Origin of the sequence: Trichocoleus sp. FACHB-40 (assembly GCF_014695915.1) — a bacterium.
Lineage (GTDB): Bacteria > Cyanobacteriota > Cyanobacteriia > Cyanobacteriales > FACHB-T130 > Funiculus > Funiculus sociatus.
This window is the reverse complement of sequence record NZ_JACJPF010000055.1, coordinates 51,594-73,100: the sequence shown is the minus strand read 5'-3', so window position 1 is coordinate 73,100 and position 21,507 is coordinate 51,594. Positions and strand designations below refer to the sequence as shown.

Below are 21,507 nucleotides of genomic sequence, written 5' to 3'. Positions count from 1 at the left end.
CTAAAATAACTTTTTAGACGTTTAGCTTCATCGAAAACTACCAGTAATTAATAATTCCCATGTATCTCTCATTTCGGCTTACCTTTAATTTAACGCCAAAGAAATCGCTTTACGTAACAAAGAAGCAGCATTATTCTGGGAAAATTATTGCTTACCTTTGCGTTAAAAATTCTTATCAAGGCCAAGGAATCCTGGGGTCGCGGGCGATTCTATTTGCCACAGCAGCAGCACCAAAACGATTTAGATGGCTGGGGTCGGCAAAATAACCATTTTGGTTGCGCCACTGTCCAGATAAGTCTAGAAAGACAAATCCTTTAGCAGTGGCTTGTCGCTGCATATATCGCCGAAATTGTTGCTCATACCTTTGGCGGGTTCGATCTAAGTAATCCTGACTCAAAGGTAGGTTGACGAAAACTACAGGAATTCGCCGCTGTTTGGCGAATATCATCATGTTATTTAAAGCTACTTCTTGCTTACCTCCTAATTGGAATGCAGCATAATCAGCATCGTAGAGTCCGGCAACTCGCGGCTTTTGGCGATAGTAAATTACCGGATTGAAACGGATATTTACCGGGAGAAATCCATTAGCGTCAACAGCAGCTATGGAATAGTCAGTAGTCAGACCTTCTACATTGTTCTGAGCTATTATTCTTTCACTGTTGGATGGCAAAAGGTTGAAAGAACTAACACTGTTAGAAGTAACATTGTTTATCTGATTCTGTGCAACTAAGTTGTTCAAACTCTTAGCGTGGATGGTATTTGGGTCATCTGGTGGAGAACTACTCTGGGGGCGATCGCCACTTATTAAGCGCTGATAACCAGGAGATGCCAAAATAAGGTTATAAGTTCGATCGGTTCGTCCACTGTTAAAGGCTCTGACTCCATCCGCCCACACAATTAATTTAGGCAACTGGTCTTGTGTCAAGAGTCGCCGCACTAAAAAATCAATTACTTGGGCCGTTGCGCCATTTACCCCAAAATTAAAGATTTTCTTTCCCGAAATCCCTCTTGCTGCCAAAGCTTGCTGCATTTGTCTGGGGTCAACACCCTGCAAAGATCGGGAACTGCCGACAATTAAAATATCAGGTGGGCCAACAGCAGCCACGTAGGATAAATAAAGTACCAGCTGATTGTCAAGCAACTGGTTATTAAAAGTAGGGTATTGTGATTGATAGCTGGTTGCCGCTGCTCTTTGTTGGGCTACCTCCAAAGACCGCATGTACTCGGTGACTTTTTTTTGGGCGTAGACTCGTTCGGGGCTATCTGGTGAAATTGATTGCAAAGATGCGATCGCACTTAACCATCCTTCGGCAACTTCATCCCAGTCTTGGGCAGATTTAGCCGATTGAGCCTTGAGAGCAGCACTCATAGCTTGATTTATTCCTTCCGTCAAGCGATCGCTCATGTTGGCCGCTGTCGTGGCCGCCAAAGGCTGGACAACCGCATTTGAAGGGGTAGCTTGGATTAGGTGAGTGCGAGAACAACCAATAAATAACAGGCAGCCTGTCATTATGGCAGCAAAGCGGTAAAAAAAGCTTAAGTTGGCAAAAATCATAGAGTTTCATGGAGTCAACTAACTTTCTGGCGTTGCCAAATACCGTGCAATCCCTGACAGCAAGATAGAATAAATCCAAGCATTTGTTCTCAAAATATCAAGGAAAGGCAAGGAGAACACACTAGGCATGGGTAAAGTAGTCGGCATTGACCTGGGAACAACCAATTCAGTAGTAGCTGTCATGGAAGGCGGCAAGCCCGTTGTCATTGCCAATGCAGAAGGCATGAGGACTACTCCCTCCGTGGTTGGTTTCAGTAAAGAAGGAGAACGCCTCGTCGGACAAATGGCGCGACGGCAAGCTGTTCTCAACCCGCAAAATACATTTTATGCGGTGAAGCGCTTCATCGGGCGCAAGTACAGCGAACTCACCCCGACATCGAAGCAAGTCCCATACACGATTCGCAAGGATGAGGAGGGCAACGTTAAAATAAAATGCCCTCGACTCAAGCGGGAATTTGCCCCAGAGGAAATCGCGGCAATGGTACTGCAAAAGTTGGCAGCGGAAGCGAGTCGCTACTTGGGAGAGCCGGTGACGGGGGCGGTGATTACAGTTCCAGCTTATTTCAATGATTCTCAGCGACAGGCAACAAAAGATGCTGGGAGAATTGCCGGACTGGATGTATTACGGATTCTGAATGAACCAACGGCTGCATCTTTGGCTTATGGGTTAGATCGCAAAGATAGTCAAACTATTTTGGTGTTTGACTTGGGCGGCGGTACCTTTGATGTCTCCATTCTAGAAGTAGGGGATGGAGTTTTTGAAGTTAAGGCAACTAGCGGTGATACTCAGCTGGGCGGTAACGATTTTGACAGAAAAATTGTGGACTGGCTGGCACAACAATTTTTAGAAACAGAAGGGATAGATTTAAGACGCGATCGCCAAGCCCTACAGCGCCTCACAGAAGCTGCGGAAAAAGCGAAAATTGAGCTTTCTGGGGTCGGCGTCACCGATATTAACCTCCCCTTTATCACCGCCACGGAGGAAGGCCCCTTACACGTAGAAACCAGGCTGACTCGCTCCCAATTTGAAGGTTTGTGTGGGGATTTGGTGAGTCGATTGAAGGCACCTGTAAAACGCGCCTTAGTTGATGCCAATCTCACTCCATCCAGAATTGACGAAGTGGTATTAGTGGGTGGGAGTACCCGGATTCCCCTGGTAAGACAGCTGGTACGCAGCTTAATTGACAGAGAACCAAACGAGAACGTTAACCCGGATGAAGTGGTAGCGGTGGGTGCGGCAGTTCAAGCGGGAATTCTAGCTGGTGAAGTTAAGGATGTACTGCTGCTAGATGTAACTCCCCTATCCCTTGGTTTAGAAACCATCGGCGGCGTGACGAAGAAACTTATTCCGCGTAACACGACTATACCCGTGCGACGTTCGGATATCTTCTCGACATCGGAAAATAACCAAACGGTGGTGGAAATTCACGTTCTCCAGGGCGAACGAGAAATGTCATCTGATAATAAATCTCTGGGAAGGTTTAAGCTGACTGGCATTCCTCCTTCCCCGCGAGGAGTCCCCCAAGTTCAGGTGGCTTTTGATATTGATGCCAACGGAATTCTACAGGTGACTGCCTTAGATAGAACTACCGGGCGAGAACAGAGCGTTACTATTCAAGGGGCTTCTACTCTCAGTGAGGGTGAAGTTAACCGGATGATTCAGGATGCGGAAGAATATGCCGCAGAAGACAGACAACGACGGGAACGGGTGGAGAAGCGCAACCGTGCTGAAGCGGAAGTTCTGAAGGCAGAACGGCAACTCAGGGAAGTAGCGCTGACTTATGGGATGCAGTTTGCAGCCGGACAGCGGCGGCGCATAGAATCTTTAGTTCAGGAACTGCGCGAGAGCATGAAGCGTGACGACGATCGCGCGATAGATCGGGCGCAAGGCGATCTTCAGGATGCCCTTTATGAGCTTAACCGAGAGGTGCGGCTGGAAGCGACTGAGGATGAGGATGACTTTTTTGGATCGATCCGGCGCACGTTCTCTGGAGAGGGTGATTCGCTGTTTGGTGAGGGATTGCGTGATCGCGATCGGGATGAAAACATACGGTATCGCGATCGCGATGATGACCGTCGCTACTCCGGAGGTGCAGGTAGAGAGCGGTATAGTCGTGATAGCGGCAGTTCCTATCGCCCTACTTCCAGAAAAGTCCAACCTAATGATGATTGGGATGATGATGATGATGATGATTGGCTCTAAGGATTTGGGATTTGGGATTTTAGATTTTGGGTTGCCATCTACAATCTAAAATCTAAAAACTAATTTCTAAAATCAAAAATAGACGTATGCAAAATTTTCGGGACTACTACCAGATTCTAGGTGTGAATCGAGATGCTACCGGTGAAGAAATTAAAAAGGCGTATCGACGGCTAGCGAGGCAGTATCATCCCGATGTTAATCCGGGAGATGAAACAGCAGAAGAAAAGTTCAAGGAAATCGGTGAAGCCTACGATATTCTCTCCGATACGGCTAAGCGATCTGAGTACGATAAGTTCAGTCGTTTCTGGAACCAGAGAGGATTTGGCACCAGAAGGACGGGAAAAACTACAACTGGGAAAAGTTGGAGCGATCGCAGTGGGAATGGTCGCAGTTCCACTGAAGAATTAAATTATGAGGAGTATCCGGACTTTCCCAGCTTTGTCGATACTTTGTTAGGTCGTCGCCAAACAAAGACGGCACAAACGCCTCCAAGCAGTACAAACCCTAGAGTTGCTGCCTCTGACGAATTTCGCCCCGGCAACACCAGAACCGCTTACACTATTCCTTCACGCCAAACTCGTCGGGATGTGGAAGCTAGATTAACGATGCCACTAGAAAAAGCTTATCAGGGAGGGCGAGAACGAATTCGTCTGGAAGATGGGCGAAGTCTGGAAGTTGATATGCCACCGGGAATGTTAAATCAGCAACGCATCCGGTTAAAAAATCAAGGCATTGGTGGTGGCGATTTGTATCTGAAAATTACCGTATCCTCCCACCCTTTCTTTAAACTAGAAGGGTCAGATATTTTCTGCCAATTACCAGTTACGCCGAGTGAAGCGGTGTTGGGAGGAGCTGTGGAAGTTCCGACTCTCGATGGTATGGTGAAAATGAAGGTTCCAAGCGGTGTCGGACACGGGAAGCGTCTGCGTCTGGCTGGTAAAGGCTACCCTACTGGTAATGGTAATCGCGGCGATCAGTTAGTCGAGATTCAAATTGCGGTTCCCCCATCTGTCAGCCCCCAGGAACGGGAACTTTACGAAAAGCTGCGCCAAATCGAAACCTTTAAACCTCGTTTGGATCTTCCTGTTTAATGGATGCAGAGCATACAAATACTCGTTCCTAGTCTGAGACTAGGAACGAGTAAAATATTTTACAACTTGTTTAGAATTCCTATATTAGCGATCGCGATCGCACAAACCTAACAGCGTACCGCTGGCAATAAGTTTCACTGCTTCTAATACCCAATAACCTGCGTGTAGCTGATTCATACCCGCCGGAGTCTCGGCAACAGCATCAAAAAGATTGAGTTGTATTCCCAAAGCACTCATATGCGGTGTTAAGAAATATGTATCAATAATGGCGATTGTTAGCAACAGCAAAGATAGGAAAATAACTTTGCGTCCTGCCAGATAAGATGCAATATGAGTGCGGTTTAGAACCAAAATTCCTGTTAATACTAAAGCGGCGCACAACAACTCGATACGATTAAAAATCCAGAAGATTGAATAAGCTGCTGTGGCGAATCCAGGTTCAGTCATCATCCCTGTAGCAAACATACTGGGCATAATTACCCAGTCCAAAATCAGACTGCCACTTAGCCAGAAGGCCAGCGTAAACATGACTGTTCTTTGCCATGCCGAGCGCTTTAAGTTAGCACCAGAAAAAGCGGTCATAGAATTTCCTCACCTTTGGCGTCTTCTTTTAGCTTAACCAATAGGCTTGAAGAAAAATATGAAATAATCTTGCATTTTTTTAACGTTAGGCTCTTAACATTTATTAGTAATAATAAATGTTAAGAGCCTAATTGGTTATGAAAAATCATGTTATTAGACATTTAGCATCTACAAGAGGAAGGGCAAAAAAGGCAAGCATTTAAGCGATCGCTGTGATGGCGCGTAGTGTTATGTAATATAGATCGCCCTACCAAACATCTGTAGCACCTAAGATGTTTACTAGAATTGAAGTAATGATTCGCTCACCGTGGAGAGTTTTATGTATGGATTGGTGAACAAAGCCATTCAAGATATGGTGTGCGATCGCTTCGGGGAAGAAACCTGGGAGGAAATCAAAAAAAAGGCACAGCTAGACGTCGATGTTTTTATAAGCATGGATGGGTATCCGGATGATGTCACCCATCGCTTAGTTAAAGCAGCAAGCGAAATTCTGGCAATATCGTCCTCAGAAATTCTGCAAGCTTTTGGAGAATACTGGGTGCTGTACACAGCCAAAGAAGGCTATGGCGAAATGATGGACATGGCGGGAGACAACCTACCAGAATTTCTCCAGAACCTAGACAGTTTGCACGCTCGCCTTGGTTTGACCTTTCCTCAACTTCAACCACCCTCTTTTGACTGCACAGAAATTGAAGACGATTCTCTGAATTTACACTATCAATCTACTAGAGAGGGACTTGCTCCGATGGTAATCGGGCTGGTGAAGGGGTTGGGAGCGCGATTTAATACAGAGGTGGATATTAAACAGACGAGTAGCCGGGAACAAGGAAGCGATCGGGACGAGTTCTCGATTGATTACAAAGAAAACGAATAGTTTAAAGTGGTCAGGGGAACTTTCGAGAAAGCAGACCAAAACCCATTTTATAATACCATAAAAGCTTATATATAAAAGCAGCCAAATAGCAGATCCGTTTAAAATGGCAGCTAAGTAATAATTCACTTAATATTCTTGAGGGCAAGCGTTCCCGGCTGCTCTCCATCTAAACGTAAGCTACTAAAGGCAAAAACTGTGGAACTGTACGTTAGTAGCAGCGTCTGTGAATGTTTAAAAACTTAGCCAGACTTTTTAGAATTGCAACCTGTTATGGTTCCACCAAGTTTCAGTTTACCACCGGAGCAGCTAGCAGAAATTTTCCCCTTCCATTTAGTTTTCAATCGCCATAAAGAAATTGTGCAGATTGGGGACGTTTTGCAGCGTTCCTGTCCCGGATTATCTGTAGGTAGCCAGATAGAAGAGCATTTTCGGTTCAATCGTCCCACCGTTGCAGTTGAATTTGATGCCATCCGAAAACAGTCTCACGCCCTCTTCCTTCTGGAATCTGTGCATAATGGAATGCAACTTAAAGGACAGGTAGTGTACGTAGAAGAGTCAGATGTCATCTTCTTCCTTGGCTCTCTCTGGGTAACAGATATAGCAGATTTAAAACCACTTAAAATTAAGCTCAAAGACTTTGCAATTCACGATCCGATTGGGGATTTTCTCTTCTTATTACAGGCACAAAACACCGTGGTGTCCGATGCTAAGAAGTTGGCAAACCAATTAACTCAGCAACAGTCAGAACTTCAAGAAGCGCTAAAAGTCAAAGAAGAACTCGCCGCAACTGCTCAGGCACAAAGCTTGAAATTGGAACGAACTCTACTAAAACTACGAGAAGCTCAAATTCAGCTAATTCAAGCTGAAAAAATGTCTAGTTTGGGACAATTGGTAGCTGGCGTAGCGCATGAGATAAATAATCCCGTCAGCTTTATTTACAGCAACCTCAATCCTGCCAAAGAATATACACAATACTTGCTAGAACTCATCCGCCTATATCAGAAATTTTATCCCAAGCCTGCTGAGGAAATTCAAAAGCATAGCGAAGACATTGACCTAAATTTTATCATTGAGGATATGCCAAAAGTGCTGGAATCAATGAACAATGGGGCGGACAGAATTCGTCAAATTGTCCTATCTTTACGAAATTTCGCCCGACTTGACGAGTCGGGAATGAAGCGGGTAAATATTCACGAAGGAATTAATAGCGCCCTACTAATTTTGCAGCATCGGCTGAAATCTAAAAAGGAGCATCCCGACATTGAAATTGTCAAAGAATTTGGCGTACTACCACCTGTTGAGTGTGATGCAGGACAGCTAAATCAGGTTTTTATAAATCTTATTGCTAATGCGATTGATGCTTTTAAGGAGTCAGCAGCCAGTGGAAAAATAATTGACGCTCCTCGGATAACTATTCGCACAGAGGCAGCGCACCCATATTATGTCATGGTGCGGATTGCTGACAATGGGCTAGGGATGATTGAAGAGATGAAAAAACGAATATTTAACCCCTTCTTTACTACGAAGTCAGGAGGTAAGAGGACGGGATTAGGATTATCAATTAGTTATCATATTGTGCAGAAGCATAAAGGGATACTGCGGTGCGTGTCGTCACCTGGGAAAGGTACGGAGTTCTGGATTAAGATTCCGGTGCGACAGCATTTAGGAATGTCTGCTGGTTAACTTCGGGAGCCATACTCGCAAGTAGTTATCCCATATTCGGCTAACTCTGTCAAAGCCATTTGTGTTGACATTGAAATTCACCTAATTTGTTTTAATTCTAGGTTAACTACCCTAACTCATCAGTTGTAACGATTGCTGTCATACCTTCAATGACGGCTTCGGATTGGTGAACTAAGCTTCGCAGTTTTTCCAGTATTTCTTTATCAACGTTTTGCCACAAACCGCGTTGATTGGCTTCTAACAATCTTTCTGCCATGTCTCGTAACGCCCAAGGGTTCTTCTGCTGGATAAAATCTTGTACAGCGGAGTCAAACAAATACGCCTCTGCTACTCCTTGATACATGAAATCTTCTACGCAGTTAGCTGTCGCATCGTAGGCGAATAAATAATCTACTGTTGCTGACATTTCAAATGCGCCTTTGTAACCGTGACGCATAGCACCAGCAATCCATTTAGGATTCACGACGCGGGAACGATAAACTCGTGCAATTTCTTCGCCCAGTTGCCGAACTTTGGGATTTTCCGGAAGAGAATTATCGCCAAAATATGTTTGCGGATTCTTGCCAGTTAAAGCCCGAACCGCTGCTGTTAAACCGCCTTGAAATTGATAGTAATCATCAGAATCTAGTAAATCGTGTTCGCGGTTATCTTGATTGTGCAATACTATTTGCATTTGCTGTAGACGCTTCTGGAAGGCTTCTGGGGCGCTAACCCCCCCAAGCTCCCCTGTCAAAGGTTGGAGAGGGGTGCTAGTGTAAGCGTAACTGCTCCAGTTGATGTAAGCACGAGCTAAATCTTGGTCATCTGTCCAATTTTGTGCTTCAATTAAACCTTGCAATCCAGCACCATAAGCACCAGGTTTAGAACCAAAGATGCGATAACGCGATCGCATTTGGGCTTGTTCTTGACTCAACCCGGAATTTTGCCAAAACTCGGTTTCTTGGGATACTTGCGCTGCTAATGGGTTTTGTTCTGCTGGTTCCTTTAACGCCGCCACTGCTGCTACAGCTTGATCGAATAAATCGATTAAATTAGGGAAAGCATCGCGGAAAAAGCCAGAAATTCTCAGCGTCACATCTACGCGGGGACGACCTAAAACTGAGACTGGCAATATCTCAAAGTCTACCACTCGTCGCGAGGCACCATCCCAGACTGGTTGCACTCCAATCAATGCCATTGCTTGCGCCAAGTCATCGCCACCAGTCCGCATGGTACTCGTTCCCCATACTGACAATCCGAGGGTTTTTGGATACTCGCCGTGTTCCTGCGTGTATTGTTCAATTAAAGCTTCAGCCGCTTTGCGTCCGACACTCCAGGCTGTTTCTGTGGGAATTGACCGGATATCAACTGAGTAAAAATTGCGACCAGTAGGCAAAACATCAGGTCGTCCTCGCGTTGGTGCGCCAGATGCGCCACTGGGGACATATCGCCCATCTAACCCGCGTAACAAGTTGGAGATTTCTTGGTTGGTTTGTTGGAGGGAAGGGAGCAGGTAGCGACGTATCCAGTCTAATTCTCTTTTTACGGTTCCCTCGTTGACGGGGAGGTTAGGGAGGTTTCCCATCATCAGCTGTTCTACTAACACACTGGCTTGTTCTTCCAATGCCTCAATGACATCGCCAACAATCTGATATCTTGTAGGACAGGGCTGTCCTACAAAAGGTTGAGAAGGATCTGCTGTGAGAGGGTCGAAATCTAGATTAGAATCAAGAGCGATCGCTCTCGTTAAGCCTTTGCGATCGCTTCCGGGATGACGTGCGATCGCCACTATCAAATCTCGCAGTTGTCGCCCTTGCGGACATTGCCCAAAAATGTGCAATCCATCCCGTATTTGAGCCTCTTTCAATTCGCATAAATAACCATCCAGATAATTTAAAATTGACAACTCAAAATTATCTTCTTTTTTGATTTTCAAATCTTGGTGTAAATTTTCCTGAAAAACTAGATCGGCAATGCGAGAGCTGATCGCTGGTAATCTTGAAGGATCTAAACTTTCAGCCTGATAATATTCATCAATTAAACCTTCCAACTGTTGCAAAGGGCCATAAAGTTCAGCCCTGGTCATCGGCGGAGTTAAGTGGTCTATAATTACAGCTTGAGCGCGACGTTTAGCTTGAGAACCTTCCCCCGGATCGTTAACAATAAAAGGATACAAGTGAGGCAAAGTCCCAAACACTGCTTCCGGATAACAATTACTTGAAAGACCCACACTTTTACCCGGAAGCCATTCTAGATTCCCGTGCTTCCCCACATGAACAAACGCATCAGCCCCAAAAACTTGCCGCACCCAATAATAAAAAGCGAGATAACTATGAGGCGGCTCCAAATCTGGAGCATGATAATTTAAACTAGGGTCGATATCATAACCACGCGCAGGTTGAATCCCTACAAAAACATTACCCAACTGTAAACCAGCAACAGCAAAAAATTTCTCTTCCTCTGCGTCCTCTGCGCCTGGGCGGTGCATTTCCAAAACCGAACCCCAGCGATCGCATACTCCCTGCTGCACCGCTTCTGGCAAACTAGAAAAATACTCTTGATACTCCTGAAAAGCCAAACTCTGCTGCACCGAACGCAATTCTCGCCCCTCCGGATCGTTAGTCACCCCAGCAGTCAAACGCGAAATTAACTCATCCCCAGTAGCGGGAATATTTTCCACACAATACCCAGCCTGTTGCAAAGCCTTAAGTATTTCTACACAACTTGCTGGAGTATCCAACCCGACACCGTTAGCTAAACGCCCATCGCGATTAGGGTAATTTGCCAAAATTAAAGCAATTTTTCGCTGTTGTGGTGGAGTTTGGCGCAGACGTACCCAGTTAGATGCTAAATCAGCGACAAATTGAATGCGATCACGCACAGGTTCATAAACCACAACATCCGTTTGCAGCAGAGGATTTCGGGTTTGCACAGCTTTAAAAGAAACTGCACGACTAATAATTCTCCCGTCCACCTCTGGTAAAGCCACATTCATCGCCATATCCCGCGGCGAAAGCCCTTGAAATCCACTCTTCCACTGTTCCACGGTACCGCCGCTGAAGATTACCTGCAAAGTAGGGATATCTAGGGATAAAGGAATGGTAGGAGTAGGTTTTCCCGATAGGTCGGAAGAATCGACAATTGAAGCCGCCCCATCGTTGGGGTTCAGGGGAGAGATAGAAAAGCTGGTGGTGTTGAGTAAAAGCTGGATTTCCTCGCCGTCTTTCGGTTGGAAGTATTGCAATAATTCTTCTTGTACATCGCGATCGCGCAGAGAAGAGACAAAAACGGGAATTGGTTCTAAATTTCGCTCAGCTAAAGCTTGACATATTGCATCAATTGGCGCTGTATTTCCCGCTAGATAATGAGCGCGATAGAACAAAATACCAATTTTGGGGATTGGGGATTGGGGATTGGGGATTGGGGATTGGGGATTGGGGATTGGGGATTGGGGATTGGGGATTGGGGATTGGGGATTGGGGATTGGGAATTGGGGATTGGAAGAACTCTTACCCAGTCCCTTGTCCCTAGTACCTAGTCCCCAGCCCCCAGTACCTAGTCCCCAGTCCCCAGTCCCCAGCCCCCAATAAACCCCGACGCGGGGAACTTCTTGCGGTGGCGGAGGATTGTAGGTATTTCCCAGACAAATATCAGCGACAAATTTTAAGGCATTAACGAAATTTTCTACGCCCCCTTCGGTAAAGTAGAGCCACAGCTGGTTACTAGATGCCAGAGTTACGGTGGAGTGGCTGATTAAATCTGGGTCTGGACGATCGTCTCCAGGTAAGACAAACAGCGACTTCTGGGTACTTTCCACTGTCTGGCGCACCACTTCTAATCCATAAGACCAGTAGGAACGTCCTCCCAGTAGCCTTAAAATAATTACCTGTGCCTGCTCTAGCACTTCTTCAGCGTAAGTATCAATACTGAGTTGTTGCTGCAACTGCAAGAGATTAACGACTCGTAGCGCCGGAAATGAGTCTGGCAATTTGGATACTGCGGCGGCGAGGGTTTGAATATCGGTATCCGCTGCGGTGAGCAAGACGATGGGAGCAGGTGTTTGCTCAATAAAAATGACACCCTCAGCTTGAGGATTCCATCCCCCAGGAGTAGCGGCTAGACGATGCACGATTTTGTTTTCCCCCGTAGCAGCGAGATATTAAACGCTTTGAGTCAAGGCTTGATTGTATCTTGTCAGGCTCCGGTTGAGTCGCCGCTGCACGAGCCGTCAGTTATTGCCGCGATCGCGCACGCTTCTGTTCTCAATGGCGCTGTTGGTGTGCGTATTGATACGCCAGCTCATATAAAGGCAGTGCGCGAAAAGGTTAAACTACCGATAATTGGTCTGTGGAAACAACAAATACCGGGTTACGAAGTATACATCACTCCGCAGTTTCATCACGCGGAAGCGATCGCGATCGCTGGTGCAGACATTATCGCTATTGATGCCACATTACGCGATCGCCCGGATGGCGAGACACTACAAACACTGATTAGCCGAATTCACGATGAATTGGGTAAGCCAGTGATGGCAGATGTGGATACGATAGAGAATGCTCTAGCCGCCGCCGCCGCAGGTGCAGACATCGTAGGCACCACCCTTTACGGCTACACCCCTGCTACACAACATCTAATTCCCCCAGGCTTTGACTTACTAACCCAGATGGTAGAACAGCTAAACGTTCCAGCTATTTGTGAGGGTGGCATTGCCTCACCCCAGATGGCAAAGCAAGCGCTGGAACTGGGAGCCTATGCCGTCGTTGTTGGTACGGCAATTACAGGTATCGATATTAACGTAAAAGCCTACGGAGCTGTTTTTCCTAATAGCCACCAAAAATAGTTCTTAGCCATATTGGCAATGTATAAAATCGAACTTTAATAATTTGAGCCTAAGTAGTTCACCAAATTCCACAACATTTTCTTAAGTACCTAGGTAATTTCCTGGATATACTACTATAGGTAGATGCCACCAGAAGATGACCGTAGTTAAGTTGGTGGTCAAAAAAAGTATTCGGAATTGCCGGAAGGCACTACTTAGGGTAATTTTATGAACACGTTGCCACGAGCCATAAAAAAGACAGGTTTTATATGGGCGTTGGTTGCAGTAGGTGCTATTCAGGGATTGCTGATTACCTGGATGCTGCCAGAACAGAGTTTAGATTTTAGAACACCACCCCAATCTGTGCGCGCAGTCGAAGGTAGATAAATATAAAAAGAGAGACGCGAAATTTCACGTCTCTGGTTTGGTAGGCGCATGACAATGCCATGCCCTTACCAATCGCAAATTCTGTAAGTTATTAAATCCACGTTCCTAACCTGCGGCGAGTACGCGGCGCTTGAGAATTACCATTTTGTCTCCCACCACAGGAGAACGAGCTAAAAGCGCACCTTGAGAATCAGAGATTTCCAACTTGCTAAAGTCGAGTTCTTTAGCGCGTTGCAACATTTCGCCTGCTAACTTGTCCTGTTTGGATAAATTGAGGTCGTACCAAGCATTACTGACTTGGACGACTAGAAGACTAGCGGGAAAGTTAGCTTGAATAGACCCAATTAGCCCATTTGCATATTGGGTAGTAGTTTGGGCAACTTGATCTTGAATAGAAGCAATCAATTTTTGTTCTGGGGTTAGCACCGGGGGAGGCGGTGGGGCAATTTCCACGGCTTGGGGTGCTTCTGGCGCTTTTAATTCTGGAGGTGTGTCGATGTTGGCGGGAGGCGGTGTTGGTTCCGGAACAGGCGCAACGGGAACAGGCGTTGGTGCAGGAGAAGATATCTGTTCGGGAACAGGTGTTGCTGCGGGAGGAACCTCAGCTACTTCAGTCGTCCCAGGTATAAGGGTAGTTGTTGTCCAGAGTAGTAGAACGAGAACGACTGCGATCGCGCCACTCAAAGCTGTATCAGAAAGCTTTTGATTCAGCGATGTTGGCAGCAAAGAGCGGATTATCCCTATAATGCCATTCCACAAACTTAAAAAACGTTCCAGAAGGCTTGGCTTGGCAGTTGTAAGTTGGGAGGTAGCCGTTGGTGGCTCCTCCAATTTCTCCACTGTCCCTTCAAGCAGTCTAATTGTCCCCCGCAGAATCTTAATGCTTTGAGCTTTCAGAAACGATTGGCGGATAGGCGGTGGTGTCACCTTTTTCGGCGCTGGTGGTATATTTGGCTGATTTGTTTGATCTTCTGACATGAAATCTCCCTTAAAAGCAGCAAAAATAATTGCGATCGCCTCCGGCGTAGGCGCGTATGCGCTACTCGCGGTAGATTCTTACCGGATGCTGCCTTCACAGCCCTAATCTACCACTTTGCTATTCTGCTTTTATCTGACTTGCCATCAACTGACTTAACTTTTAATCTATGCCCCTTAAACGCCGTCACTTTCTAGTTTTAAGTACCCTCAGTGGTTTCGGTCTAGCTTTTCTGGCAAAGGCATTCCGCAGTCAAAGGGCTACGAGTGCTGTCTCTTTCAATCTTGCCGCCGAACCAGCAACGCCTGAGTCAACGCTAGGAACCCCGCGACTGCGCTTTGTGTCCGTGGCAGACACGGGAACTGGTGCAAAAGGTCAATATGCTGTAGCAGCAGCCATGACTCGTTATCAGCAGCTAAAGCCCTTTGATTTGGCAATCCTGGCTGGTGACAACATCTACAACAATGGTGAAATTGAGAAAATTGTTGATGTTTTTGAGCGCCCTTATCAAGTTTTATTGCAACAGGGTGTCAAATTTCAAGCTGTTCTAGGCAACCACGACATCCGCACAGATAACGGCGACCCCCAAGTTAATTATCCAGGCTTTAATATGCAGGGGCGACGTTACTACACATTTCGGCGCAACTCAGTACATTTTTTTGCTCTAGATACCAATAATAATGCTGACTGGAAGGCTCAACTAACTTGGTTAGAACAAGAACTCAGCAGCAGCGATGCGCCTTGGAAAATCGTTGTTGGTCATCATCAGATTTACTCATCTGGTGAATACGGAGTAAATGAACCTTTTATTGAAACACTAACTCCGCTTTTCCAAAAATACCGCGTGCAACTTTACATCAACGGTCACGACCACAACTATGAGCGCACAAAGTCTATTAACGGTACTACCTATCTAACTTGTGGTGCTGGCGCAGGAGTTCGTAAAGTTGGACGTTCAGAATGGACGGCGCATTCTGTCAGTGAGTTGAGTTTTGCTGCATTGGATGTGTTTGCAGACAAAATAGTAATTAGCGGCATCGGCACGAATAACCGCGTTTTCGACAAAGGTGTTATTCCACTTCAATCAGCTTAATTCAAACTTATGAAAGTCAAGCGTCTAAAAATGACTTCGTTCCGGGGAATCAGCGATTTGACGCTAGATTTCCAAACAGAGGAGCCAAATGTACTCATCGGTATTAACGGAGTGGGAAAATCAAGTATCCTTGACTGTCTCGCTATTGTCTTCTGTCCTCTCATAGAGCTAATTCGACTCAACCCGGACTACTACAAATTTCTGGAGAGAAAGAGTATCGTACCTTCATTTACTTGGCTAGATATCAAAAATGGGTGTAATAATATACGCACCGAAATAACGATTTCAGGGGACGGATTCCCAGAGGTGAGTTGGTCTATAATTACAACTTACCAAGAACGGCACATAGAGACAAACGTTGACATTATCCAGTTAAAAGCCTTTAGTGAAAATATTCACAATCAGTTAAAAATAAACCCGAACGCTACAGTACCTCTTGTAGTTTACTATCCGGTCAATCGTGCAGTTCTTGATATTCGCTTAGAACTTCCTAATCAACATCCGTTAACAGGAATTTTAGACGAAGAAACTGATGATGAGGGGGATTTACAACCTCAATTTCCTAGTCTCAGTGCCAAGAGGGTAATCTATCCGGTTGATGTTATTGATCAGATAGATGCGTATGCTCAGGCACTTACGGAAAAACAAATCGGCTATGTAAGGTTCTTCCAATGGTTTAGAACTTTGGAAGATGTGGAGAACGAAGAGCGGCGGGACAATCCCGATTATCGCGATCGCCAGTTAGAAGCAGTAAGACAAGCCATATCTTCATTAATGCCTGGTTTCTCCAACTTACGGGTTAGGCGATCGCCCTTGCGAATGACTGCAAAGAAACAAGGTCAGGAACTCATCGTCAATCAGCTATCAGATGGTGAAAAAGGCTTGCTGGCAATGGTGGGAGATTTGGCAAGACGGTTAGCGATCGCAAACCCTGGTCTACCAAATCCGCTCCAAGGCGAAGGCGTTGTTCTCATTGACGAAATTGAACTACATCTTCACCCGAAATGGCAACGCGAAATTATTCCCGCACTAACAAGAACATTTCCTAATTGTCAGTTCATTGTCACAACCCATTCGCCACAGGTAATCAGCGAAGTCAAACCTAATGGAATATACATTTTAGAAGCAACATCTGAAGGAGTTGTTGCCAAACGTCCAGAAAGTTCTTATGGGAGAGACAGCAATCGTATTTTAGAAGACCTCATGGGTGTTCCAGCCCGTCCCCAAGAATTTAAGGACGATCTTCTTGAATTGTTTCGACTCATCGACAAAGGTGATCTTGATGGTGCTAGGCAATTACGTCAACAAATTGCTGATGAAATTGGAGCTGATGAGCCTGAGTTAGTCAAAGCAAGTGTGTCCATCCGGCGCAAGGAGATTCTGAGTCGGTGAGATACATCCACAAGGGTAAGGAACCGACAGACTTCTCAAAATGGAAAGGTCGGAAAAACGAAGATTGGACACCTGCTTGGGATGACCTACGCACACCACAGAAACCAATGGTGCATGATGCTTTGTTGCGGGAGCAGGGTTATATCTGTTGCTACTGCGGGAGGAGAATTACCAGAGACACCAGCCATATCGAACATCTAAAGCCCAGGAAAATTTATCCAACCTTAGCACTGGAGTACACAAATTTATTGGCTTCATGCCAAAGAGAAAGAGAACGTAGGGAACCCCTGCATTGTGGAAGTAAGAAAGATGATTGGTACGACGAGCATCTTATGGTTTCGCCTCTAGATGCGAACTGTGCGGAGTTCTTCAGATATACCGATGATGGACAGATTCTAGCAACAGAGGTTACAGCGAAAAAATCTGCTGCCCACACAACAATTGATAAACTCGGACTTAATATTGATAAGCTGAATGCCATGCGTCGTGCGGCAATTGAAGATATCTTGGAAGTCATTGACTCCCTGACAGATGAGGAAAAACAGAAGCTGCTTCTAGGCTTCGAGCAACCTGATGCTAATGGCCAATACGAAGAATTTTGCGATGCGATCGCGTATATCCTCAAGGCGTACTATCCTTAATTTACTCGCCGTGCGCGATCGCGATCGCAGATAGAATGGCAATTCATACTGTCACTGATTATAAAAACTTCAACCAGTCAGGTTTTTATTGGTAAGGGGAGCTGGGGACTGGGGGCTGGGGACAAGTGACTGGGTAAGATTATTCCCAATTCCCAATTCCCAATTCCCAACCGACTATAAACAAAGCAATAAGCCGGACATAATATTAATTCTTCCGTTTCTCAGAGGATGAATTAAGGGGAAGGCGAAAAGTGAAAGTTGTACCTTGAACAGGGGCGCTACTAGCGGTAATAATTCCGCCGTGTGCTTCGACAATTCGCCGCGCGATCGCTAACCCTAAACCAGTACCAGTGCCTTTGCGGGAACGATCTGCGGTATAAAATTGTTCAAAAATGTGGGGAAGATCGCGATCGCTAATTCCCGCTCCTTGGTCGCAAATTTGCACAGAAACCTGAGAACCTTCTACACTTCCAGAAATATAAACCTGAGAATCCGCTACCGAGAACTTAATCGCATTATCAAGTATATTCAGAAAAGCTTGCAACAACCTTTCTGGATCGCCTTGTAGCGCAACATCGGGAACATTGATGCTGATGTCTACACCCTTAGAGCGCATCCGAGACTCCATTGCTCGCGAAGCACGATTAATCAAGTCTCGCAGATTGACGGGTTGCTTCTCAAGTACAGTTACACCTGCTTCCAGTCGTCCCAAATCTAGCAAATCCTTAATTAGCCGGGACAGGCGCATAGTCTCTTCCTGTGCAGTTTGCATGAAGCGATCGCGTAATTCCGGTTCCTCATCAGCGCCACTCGAAAGCGCCTCCAAAGTCACATGGACGTTACTAACTGGAGTCCGCAACTCGTGAGACACATTCGCCAAGAATGCTCGCCTCTCCTTATCCAGCGAAGCCAGCCGTTCGCTCATCCGGTTTAACTCAATCGCTAACTGACCTAGCTCATCGTTTTGACGGATATTCAGCTTCTCGCCTAAATGACCAGCACCAACTTGAATAGCAAAGTTGCACATCGCCTGGATTGGTCTTGCAATATTGCGTGCAAGTCGTTCGCTAATAAGCGCACACAACAAAACAGTCAAGAAGAGAGTTCCCAGAACAGTGAAAATAATTATCCGGAATTGACGCTGAAACTGATTAAGCGTTATCGACATCCGCACAACACCAAGCAAGCGACCATTGCGGGATATCGGCTTCGCTGCATACAACCTGTCATCATTTGACAGAACACCTTTCGCCACCCCTTGCATCGGCTGATTTTGCAGCGCTTCCCTCACTCCCGGAACGCTTAACCAATTGGTTATCTGCCGATCTAGCTGGGGAGCGGAAGTGAACAGCAGGCGACCATCTGTCCCAAAAATCCGCAGAGTTACTGATTCCGGTGAACCGTAGCGTTGTACTAGCAATTCCACCCGCCGGAGATCGTTTTCCTCCAACGCATCAGCTACACTTTCGCCCAAAGCAGTAGTCCAGACATCTAAATCACCCTGTCTCGTCCTCATAAAATAGGCATGGAAAGAAAACAGGATATAGCTTGCCAAAATTGATGTCCCCAGTGCAGTGAGCGCCAGGTAAGTAAGAAAAAGTTTTCGGTAAATTGAATTCCAGCGGATGCGAATGGCTATCAACTCCTCAGATTTTCAAAATGTGCTTTTGATAGACTTCTGACAAATTGCCTGAAGGTAGATATGGGCGGGCTAAACACAGGTAAATCCCTATTATTGATTGACATTACCAGCAGCACGACCGCGTAAAACAGCTTTTATCCGTGCCAAAAGTTCGCGAGTATTGAAAGGCTTGGTAATGTAGTCATCTGCACCCGCTTCTAAACCCCAAACTTTATCAATGTCCTGGTCTTTAGCCGTCAGCATCAAAATAGGAATATTAGAAAAAGCTCGGATGCGCCAACACAATTCCATCCCATCTATCCCAGGTAACATCAAATCTAAAATCATCACATCCGGCACCTGTTTATGAAACAATTTCAGCGCCGTCTGTCCATCTGCCGCAGTTGTCACCTGATAACCTTCTTTGATTAAAGCATAGCTGAGGCTAGCTCGTAATGCCTCTTCGTCATCTACCAGTAAGACGTGTGTCATGTTGATACCTCTTGCTTAAAGTGTATTTATTTGGGCTAGGTTTCGGTAGTTAGCACTTTAAGGAAAATGTTTCTGAATTGGGAATGCTGACTTAAACCAGAAAACATCATGAATCAATATCTATTTCAACCACCTTATTCCTAGACGATAAACCAAACTTAATGCTAATTCTCGATTTTGACACCTCAAATTTTTTCGCCAAAATTTGAATTGACTCCTCATTTGCCTTACCATCCACAGGCGGTGATTTCAGATTTATTATAAGGCTACCATCCGCAGCTTCCTCAATGTTTTGATTTTTGGAATTTGGTTTAACCTTTACTTGTTTCTTCATGGTTTCTTTAAAATATTTCTGTCGGGTGGGCAATGATACCCCTATTACTTATTTTCGAGTTGTGATTTTCCTCTAGCCAAATTTTCCAATTTTCCGCAAAAATAACCAGCCGATGATGCAGCCCACAGCGTAATGAGGGAAATCCCACCAGCTAAAGGTAGTTCCCAGCAGCAATTTTCCCAACACGGTTGAGCGAAACGAATCCAAAACAGGTTGGTGCCATAGTTGCAAAAATTCTATCGCGCAGATGACACTAAATACCCACAATGGAATTTGGTTTGCAGCTTGGCGAGTTGGAATCAGCAAAAATACTAATAAACACCAGAATATTTCGTATAAAATATCTCCTGAGGAATCATTTATCCACTTGGAAGCAAAACCGTCGTATCTTTTTGACAATAACCCTAATGGCACAATGACGAGCATGGTGATGAGTATACGCCAGCTTTGGATTCCGTCTCGAAGCATTAGCTATTTCCAGCGTGAAGTTATGCACGATATCCGTATATATTTCCCTTGTTTTTTCTGGTATCAATCTATACCCTAGATGGGCTAGTTATTTTATATATGAAAAGTTTAACTCTAAAGATAGAGTATATAATTATACAAAAAAATTACAATCTGATGTAATAAAGCTGCTTTGTTAGGAGGAAATAGTCATGAATAATGAAACCAATACGAATTCAGAAGTTAGTGTAGATGTCGATACCTATGACAGAGGTATTGTACCCGCTGAGACGGCAGCACGTAAGGAAAGAGAAGGTAATGCTTTTAAAACTACTCCATCACAAAGAGATGAGGAAAAGTCTCCAACTAACGATCAAACAGATGGTGGAAGCATCAATACCACAGATGGTTACACGGTAGACAAAGAAGGTCTACTAAATAACTATGCTATTGAACCCGAAATGTATGTCAACGAACCCGGAGACTTAAGGGAACAAGAGCAAGCTGAAACTGCCCAACGCGCTGAGGAACTAGCCAATTTGCAGCACGATGAGGAAGGAAACCTAACAGATGATGGCGATAAGCGTCCGAAAGGGCAAGGATTTATCTAACCTTGGCAACAAAGGGAAAGGCAAAAGACCAAGAAAAAATTATTCAGCTTTCTCTTTTCCTTTTACCTTTTTCCTTCGCTATGCCCGTAATACTAAAACTATAAAAAAGATTGGGGATTTTCCCCAATCTTTAATTATCTGTTCGGATCGCCGTAGCCAATCACAGCCACTTTATGCCGATAAACTAGCTCGGCTCCGTACCAACCGGAAAGACCAAGAAGCGCCGCTACAATTATTGAGAGAGTGAGTCCTAAAGGTAATATTGCCCCAGAAGTGTTGCCCCAACGGAATATTAGGTTGACAATGGTCAGCACCATAGCGGTGACATTAAGTACCATGTGCGCCCAGCCAGCGCTACGCTTGCGGACTCGTTCAATTTTCAGGAAGTCCATCATACCTGTGATGGCTGCTACTACAGAAGTTGCCAAGCCAACGATTAACATCCAGAAAGCCCCTTGCGCCCAAAAGACATCTTTAGTCCACCAGTAGGCGAGATCAGCTGCGGGTGCTAAGGAGAGAAAGGCAATGGGGAAGGTAACGATTAAAGGATGCAGTGGATGGGCTGCGATCGCAACCGTACTGGTCACGCCACTGTCACGATAATCTGACTCATCACTTTCAATAAGCGGAGGGACATTTGGAGTCTGCGTCATGGTGATTAGTAATTGGTAATTGGCTAATAGCTAATTGTGTATTGCTAATGGCCATTTTTCAAGGACAACCGATA

At 45.4% G+C, this 21,507-nt stretch carries 19 protein-coding genes; 10 read left to right on the top strand and 9 right to left on the bottom strand.

What is annotated here, in order from left to right:
- Positions 1-175: 175 nt before the first annotated feature.
- Positions 176-1,555 (bottom strand): D-alanyl-lipoteichoic acid biosynthesis protein DltD, encoded by a 1,380-nt coding sequence (locus H6F63_RS12450; RefSeq protein ID WP_190637766.1) that lies wholly within the window; start codon positions 1,553-1,555, stop codon positions 176-178.
- Between the two features lie 127 nt (positions 1,556-1,682).
- Between H6F63_RS12450 and dnaK the strand changes: the two genes are divergently transcribed.
- Both dnaK and H6F63_RS12440 read left to right on the top strand, forming a co-directional pair.
- A complete protein-coding gene (gene dnaK, locus H6F63_RS12445) occupies positions 1,683-3,758 on the top strand; it encodes a molecular chaperone DnaK (RefSeq protein WP_190637764.1) in 2,076 nt (691 codons plus the stop codon).
- An 86-nt stretch (positions 3,759-3,844) separates the two neighbouring features.
- Positions 3,845-4,849: a J domain-containing protein gene (locus H6F63_RS12440; RefSeq protein WP_190637762.1), complete on the top strand. Its 1,005-nt coding sequence runs from the start codon at positions 3,845-3,847 to the stop codon at positions 4,847-4,849.
- A gap of 84 nt (positions 4,850-4,933) precedes the next feature.
- On the opposite strand, the gene H6F63_RS12435 is transcribed toward H6F63_RS12440, so the two are convergent.
- A complete protein-coding gene (locus tag H6F63_RS12435) occupies positions 4,934-5,431 on the bottom strand; it encodes a hypothetical protein (protein WP_190637760.1) in 498 nt (165 codons plus the stop codon).
- A 319-nt stretch (positions 5,432-5,750) separates the two neighbouring features.
- Here H6F63_RS12435 and H6F63_RS12430 point away from each other — a divergent pair, with 319 nt between their 5' ends.
- Positions 5,751-6,305: a heme NO-binding domain-containing protein gene (locus H6F63_RS12430; RefSeq protein WP_190637759.1), complete on the top strand. Its 555-nt coding sequence runs from the start codon at positions 5,751-5,753 to the stop codon at positions 6,303-6,305.
- Between the two features lie 270 nt (positions 6,306-6,575).
- The gene (locus H6F63_RS12425; protein ID WP_190637757.1) at positions 6,576-7,988 is read left to right on the top strand and encodes an ATP-binding protein; all 1,413 of its coding nucleotides are present in this window, start codon (positions 6,576-6,578) and stop codon (positions 7,986-7,988) included.
- A gap of 106 nt (positions 7,989-8,094) precedes the next feature.
- Here H6F63_RS12425 and cobN read toward each other — a convergent pair whose 3' ends face one another.
- Complete coding sequence (gene cobN, locus H6F63_RS12420; protein ID WP_190637755.1) at positions 8,095-12,096, bottom strand: cobaltochelatase subunit CobN; 4,002 nt, start codon at positions 12,094-12,096, stop codon at positions 8,095-8,097.
- Here cobN and H6F63_RS12415 point away from each other — a divergent pair.
- Complete coding sequence (locus tag H6F63_RS12415) at positions 12,091-12,807, top strand: N-acetylmannosamine-6-phosphate 2-epimerase (protein ID WP_190637753.1); 717 nt, start codon at positions 12,091-12,093, stop codon at positions 12,805-12,807. The genes cobN and H6F63_RS12415 overlap by 6 nt on opposite strands.
- Before the next feature lie 207 nt (positions 12,808-13,014).
- Positions 13,015-13,173, top strand: a complete 159-nt coding sequence (locus H6F63_RS12410; RefSeq protein WP_190421004.1) for a hypothetical protein — start codon at positions 13,015-13,017, stop codon at positions 13,171-13,173.
- A 105-nt stretch (positions 13,174-13,278) separates the two neighbouring features.
- Here the strand turns inward: H6F63_RS12410 and H6F63_RS12405 are convergent, their stop codons facing one another.
- Positions 13,279-14,151, bottom strand: coding sequence for a hypothetical protein (locus H6F63_RS12405; RefSeq protein ID WP_190637751.1), 873 nt, complete (start codon positions 14,149-14,151; stop codon positions 13,279-13,281).
- Between the two features lie 167 nt (positions 14,152-14,318).
- Between H6F63_RS12405 and H6F63_RS12400 the strand changes: the two genes are divergently transcribed.
- Genes H6F63_RS12400 through H6F63_RS12390 form a run of 3 tightly spaced genes read left to right on the top strand, consistent with a single transcriptional unit; the run spans position 14,319 to position 17,275 of the window.
- Positions 14,319-15,242, top strand: a complete 924-nt coding sequence (locus H6F63_RS12400) for a metallophosphoesterase (RefSeq protein ID WP_190637749.1) — start codon at positions 14,319-14,321, stop codon at positions 15,240-15,242.
- Between the two features lie 9 nt (positions 15,243-15,251).
- Positions 15,252-16,634 carry an AAA family ATPase gene (locus H6F63_RS12395; RefSeq protein WP_190637747.1) on the top strand — a complete coding sequence of 461 codons (1,383 nt, stop codon included), beginning with the start codon at positions 15,252-15,254 and terminating at the stop codon, positions 16,632-16,634.
- Positions 16,631-17,275, top strand: coding sequence for a retron system putative HNH endonuclease (locus tag H6F63_RS12390; protein ID WP_190637745.1), 645 nt, complete (start codon positions 16,631-16,633; stop codon positions 17,273-17,275). The genes H6F63_RS12395 and H6F63_RS12390 overlap by 4 nt, the downstream gene beginning before the upstream one ends.
- A gap of 205 nt (positions 17,276-17,480) precedes the next feature.
- Here H6F63_RS12390 and H6F63_RS12385 read toward each other — a convergent pair whose 3' ends face one another.
- From H6F63_RS12385 to H6F63_RS12370, 4 genes are all read right to left on the bottom strand, one after another.
- Positions 17,481-18,791, bottom strand: a complete 1,311-nt coding sequence (locus tag H6F63_RS12385) for an ATP-binding protein (RefSeq protein ID WP_242019708.1) — start codon at positions 18,789-18,791, stop codon at positions 17,481-17,483.
- 216 nt (positions 18,792-19,007) lie between these two features.
- Positions 19,008-19,388 (bottom strand): response regulator, encoded by a 381-nt coding sequence (locus H6F63_RS12380; RefSeq protein WP_190441953.1) that lies wholly within the window; start codon positions 19,386-19,388, stop codon positions 19,008-19,010.
- Between the two features lie 106 nt (positions 19,389-19,494).
- Positions 19,495-19,722, bottom strand: a complete 228-nt coding sequence (locus H6F63_RS12375) for a DUF167 domain-containing protein (protein WP_190637741.1) — start codon at positions 19,720-19,722, stop codon at positions 19,495-19,497.
- A gap of 72 nt (positions 19,723-19,794) precedes the next feature.
- Positions 19,795-20,190, bottom strand: a complete 396-nt coding sequence (locus tag H6F63_RS12370) for a DUF2809 domain-containing protein (RefSeq protein ID WP_190637739.1) — start codon at positions 20,188-20,190, stop codon at positions 19,795-19,797.
- 191 nt (positions 20,191-20,381) lie between these two features.
- On the opposite strand from H6F63_RS12370, the gene H6F63_RS12365 reads away from it, so the two are divergent.
- Positions 20,382-20,780: a hypothetical protein gene (locus H6F63_RS12365; protein WP_190637737.1), complete on the top strand. Its 399-nt coding sequence runs from the start codon at positions 20,382-20,384 to the stop codon at positions 20,778-20,780.
- Between the two features lie 134 nt (positions 20,781-20,914).
- On the opposite strand, the gene H6F63_RS12360 is transcribed toward H6F63_RS12365, so the two are convergent.
- On the bottom strand, positions 20,915-21,433 hold the full coding sequence (locus H6F63_RS12360) for a DUF2231 domain-containing protein (RefSeq protein WP_190637735.1): 519 nt from the start codon (positions 21,431-21,433) through the stop codon (positions 20,915-20,917).
- Between the last annotated feature and the right edge of the window lie 74 nt (positions 21,434-21,507).

Coding starts and splice junctions, on each gene's coding strand:
- H6F63_RS12380 (WP_190441953.1), bottom strand. CDS start 19,388: ATGACACACGTCTTACTGGTAGATGACGAAGAGGCATTACGAGCTAGC.
- H6F63_RS12415 (WP_190637753.1), top strand. CDS start 12,091: ATGCACGATTTTGTTTTCCCCCGTAGCAGCGAGATATTAAACGCTTTG.
- H6F63_RS12450 (WP_190637766.1), bottom strand. CDS start 1,555: ATGATTTTTGCCAACTTAAGCTTTTTTTACCGCTTTGCTGCCATAATG.
- H6F63_RS12410 (WP_190421004.1), top strand. CDS start 13,015: ATGAACACGTTGCCACGAGCCATAAAAAAGACAGGTTTTATATGGGCG.
- H6F63_RS12395 (WP_190637747.1), top strand. CDS start 15,252: ATGAAAGTCAAGCGTCTAAAAATGACTTCGTTCCGGGGAATCAGCGAT.
- H6F63_RS12385 (WP_242019708.1), bottom strand. CDS start 18,791: ATGAGGACGAGACAGGGTGATTTAGATGTCTGGACTACTGCTTTGGGC.
- dnaK (WP_190637764.1), top strand. CDS start 1,683: ATGGGTAAAGTAGTCGGCATTGACCTGGGAACAACCAATTCAGTAGTA.
- H6F63_RS12375 (WP_190637741.1), bottom strand. CDS start 19,722: ATGAAGAAACAAGTAAAGGTTAAACCAAATTCCAAAAATCAAAACATT.
- H6F63_RS12440 (WP_190637762.1), top strand. CDS start 3,845: ATGCAAAATTTTCGGGACTACTACCAGATTCTAGGTGTGAATCGAGAT.
- H6F63_RS12400 (WP_190637749.1), top strand. CDS start 14,319: ATGCCCCTTAAACGCCGTCACTTTCTAGTTTTAAGTACCCTCAGTGGT.
- H6F63_RS12430 (WP_190637759.1), top strand. CDS start 5,751: ATGTATGGATTGGTGAACAAAGCCATTCAAGATATGGTGTGCGATCGC.
- H6F63_RS12365 (WP_190637737.1), top strand. CDS start 20,382: ATGAATAATGAAACCAATACGAATTCAGAAGTTAGTGTAGATGTCGAT.
- H6F63_RS12435 (WP_190637760.1), bottom strand. CDS start 5,431: ATGACCGCTTTTTCTGGTGCTAACTTAAAGCGCTCGGCATGGCAAAGA.
- H6F63_RS12425 (WP_190637757.1), top strand. CDS start 6,576: ATGGTTCCACCAAGTTTCAGTTTACCACCGGAGCAGCTAGCAGAAATT.
- H6F63_RS12405 (WP_190637751.1), bottom strand. CDS start 14,151: ATGTCAGAAGATCAAACAAATCAGCCAAATATACCACCAGCGCCGAAA.
- H6F63_RS12360 (WP_190637735.1), bottom strand. CDS start 21,433: ATGACGCAGACTCCAAATGTCCCTCCGCTTATTGAAAGTGATGAGTCA.
- H6F63_RS12370 (WP_190637739.1), bottom strand. CDS start 20,190: ATGCTTCGAGACGGAATCCAAAGCTGGCGTATACTCATCACCATGCTC.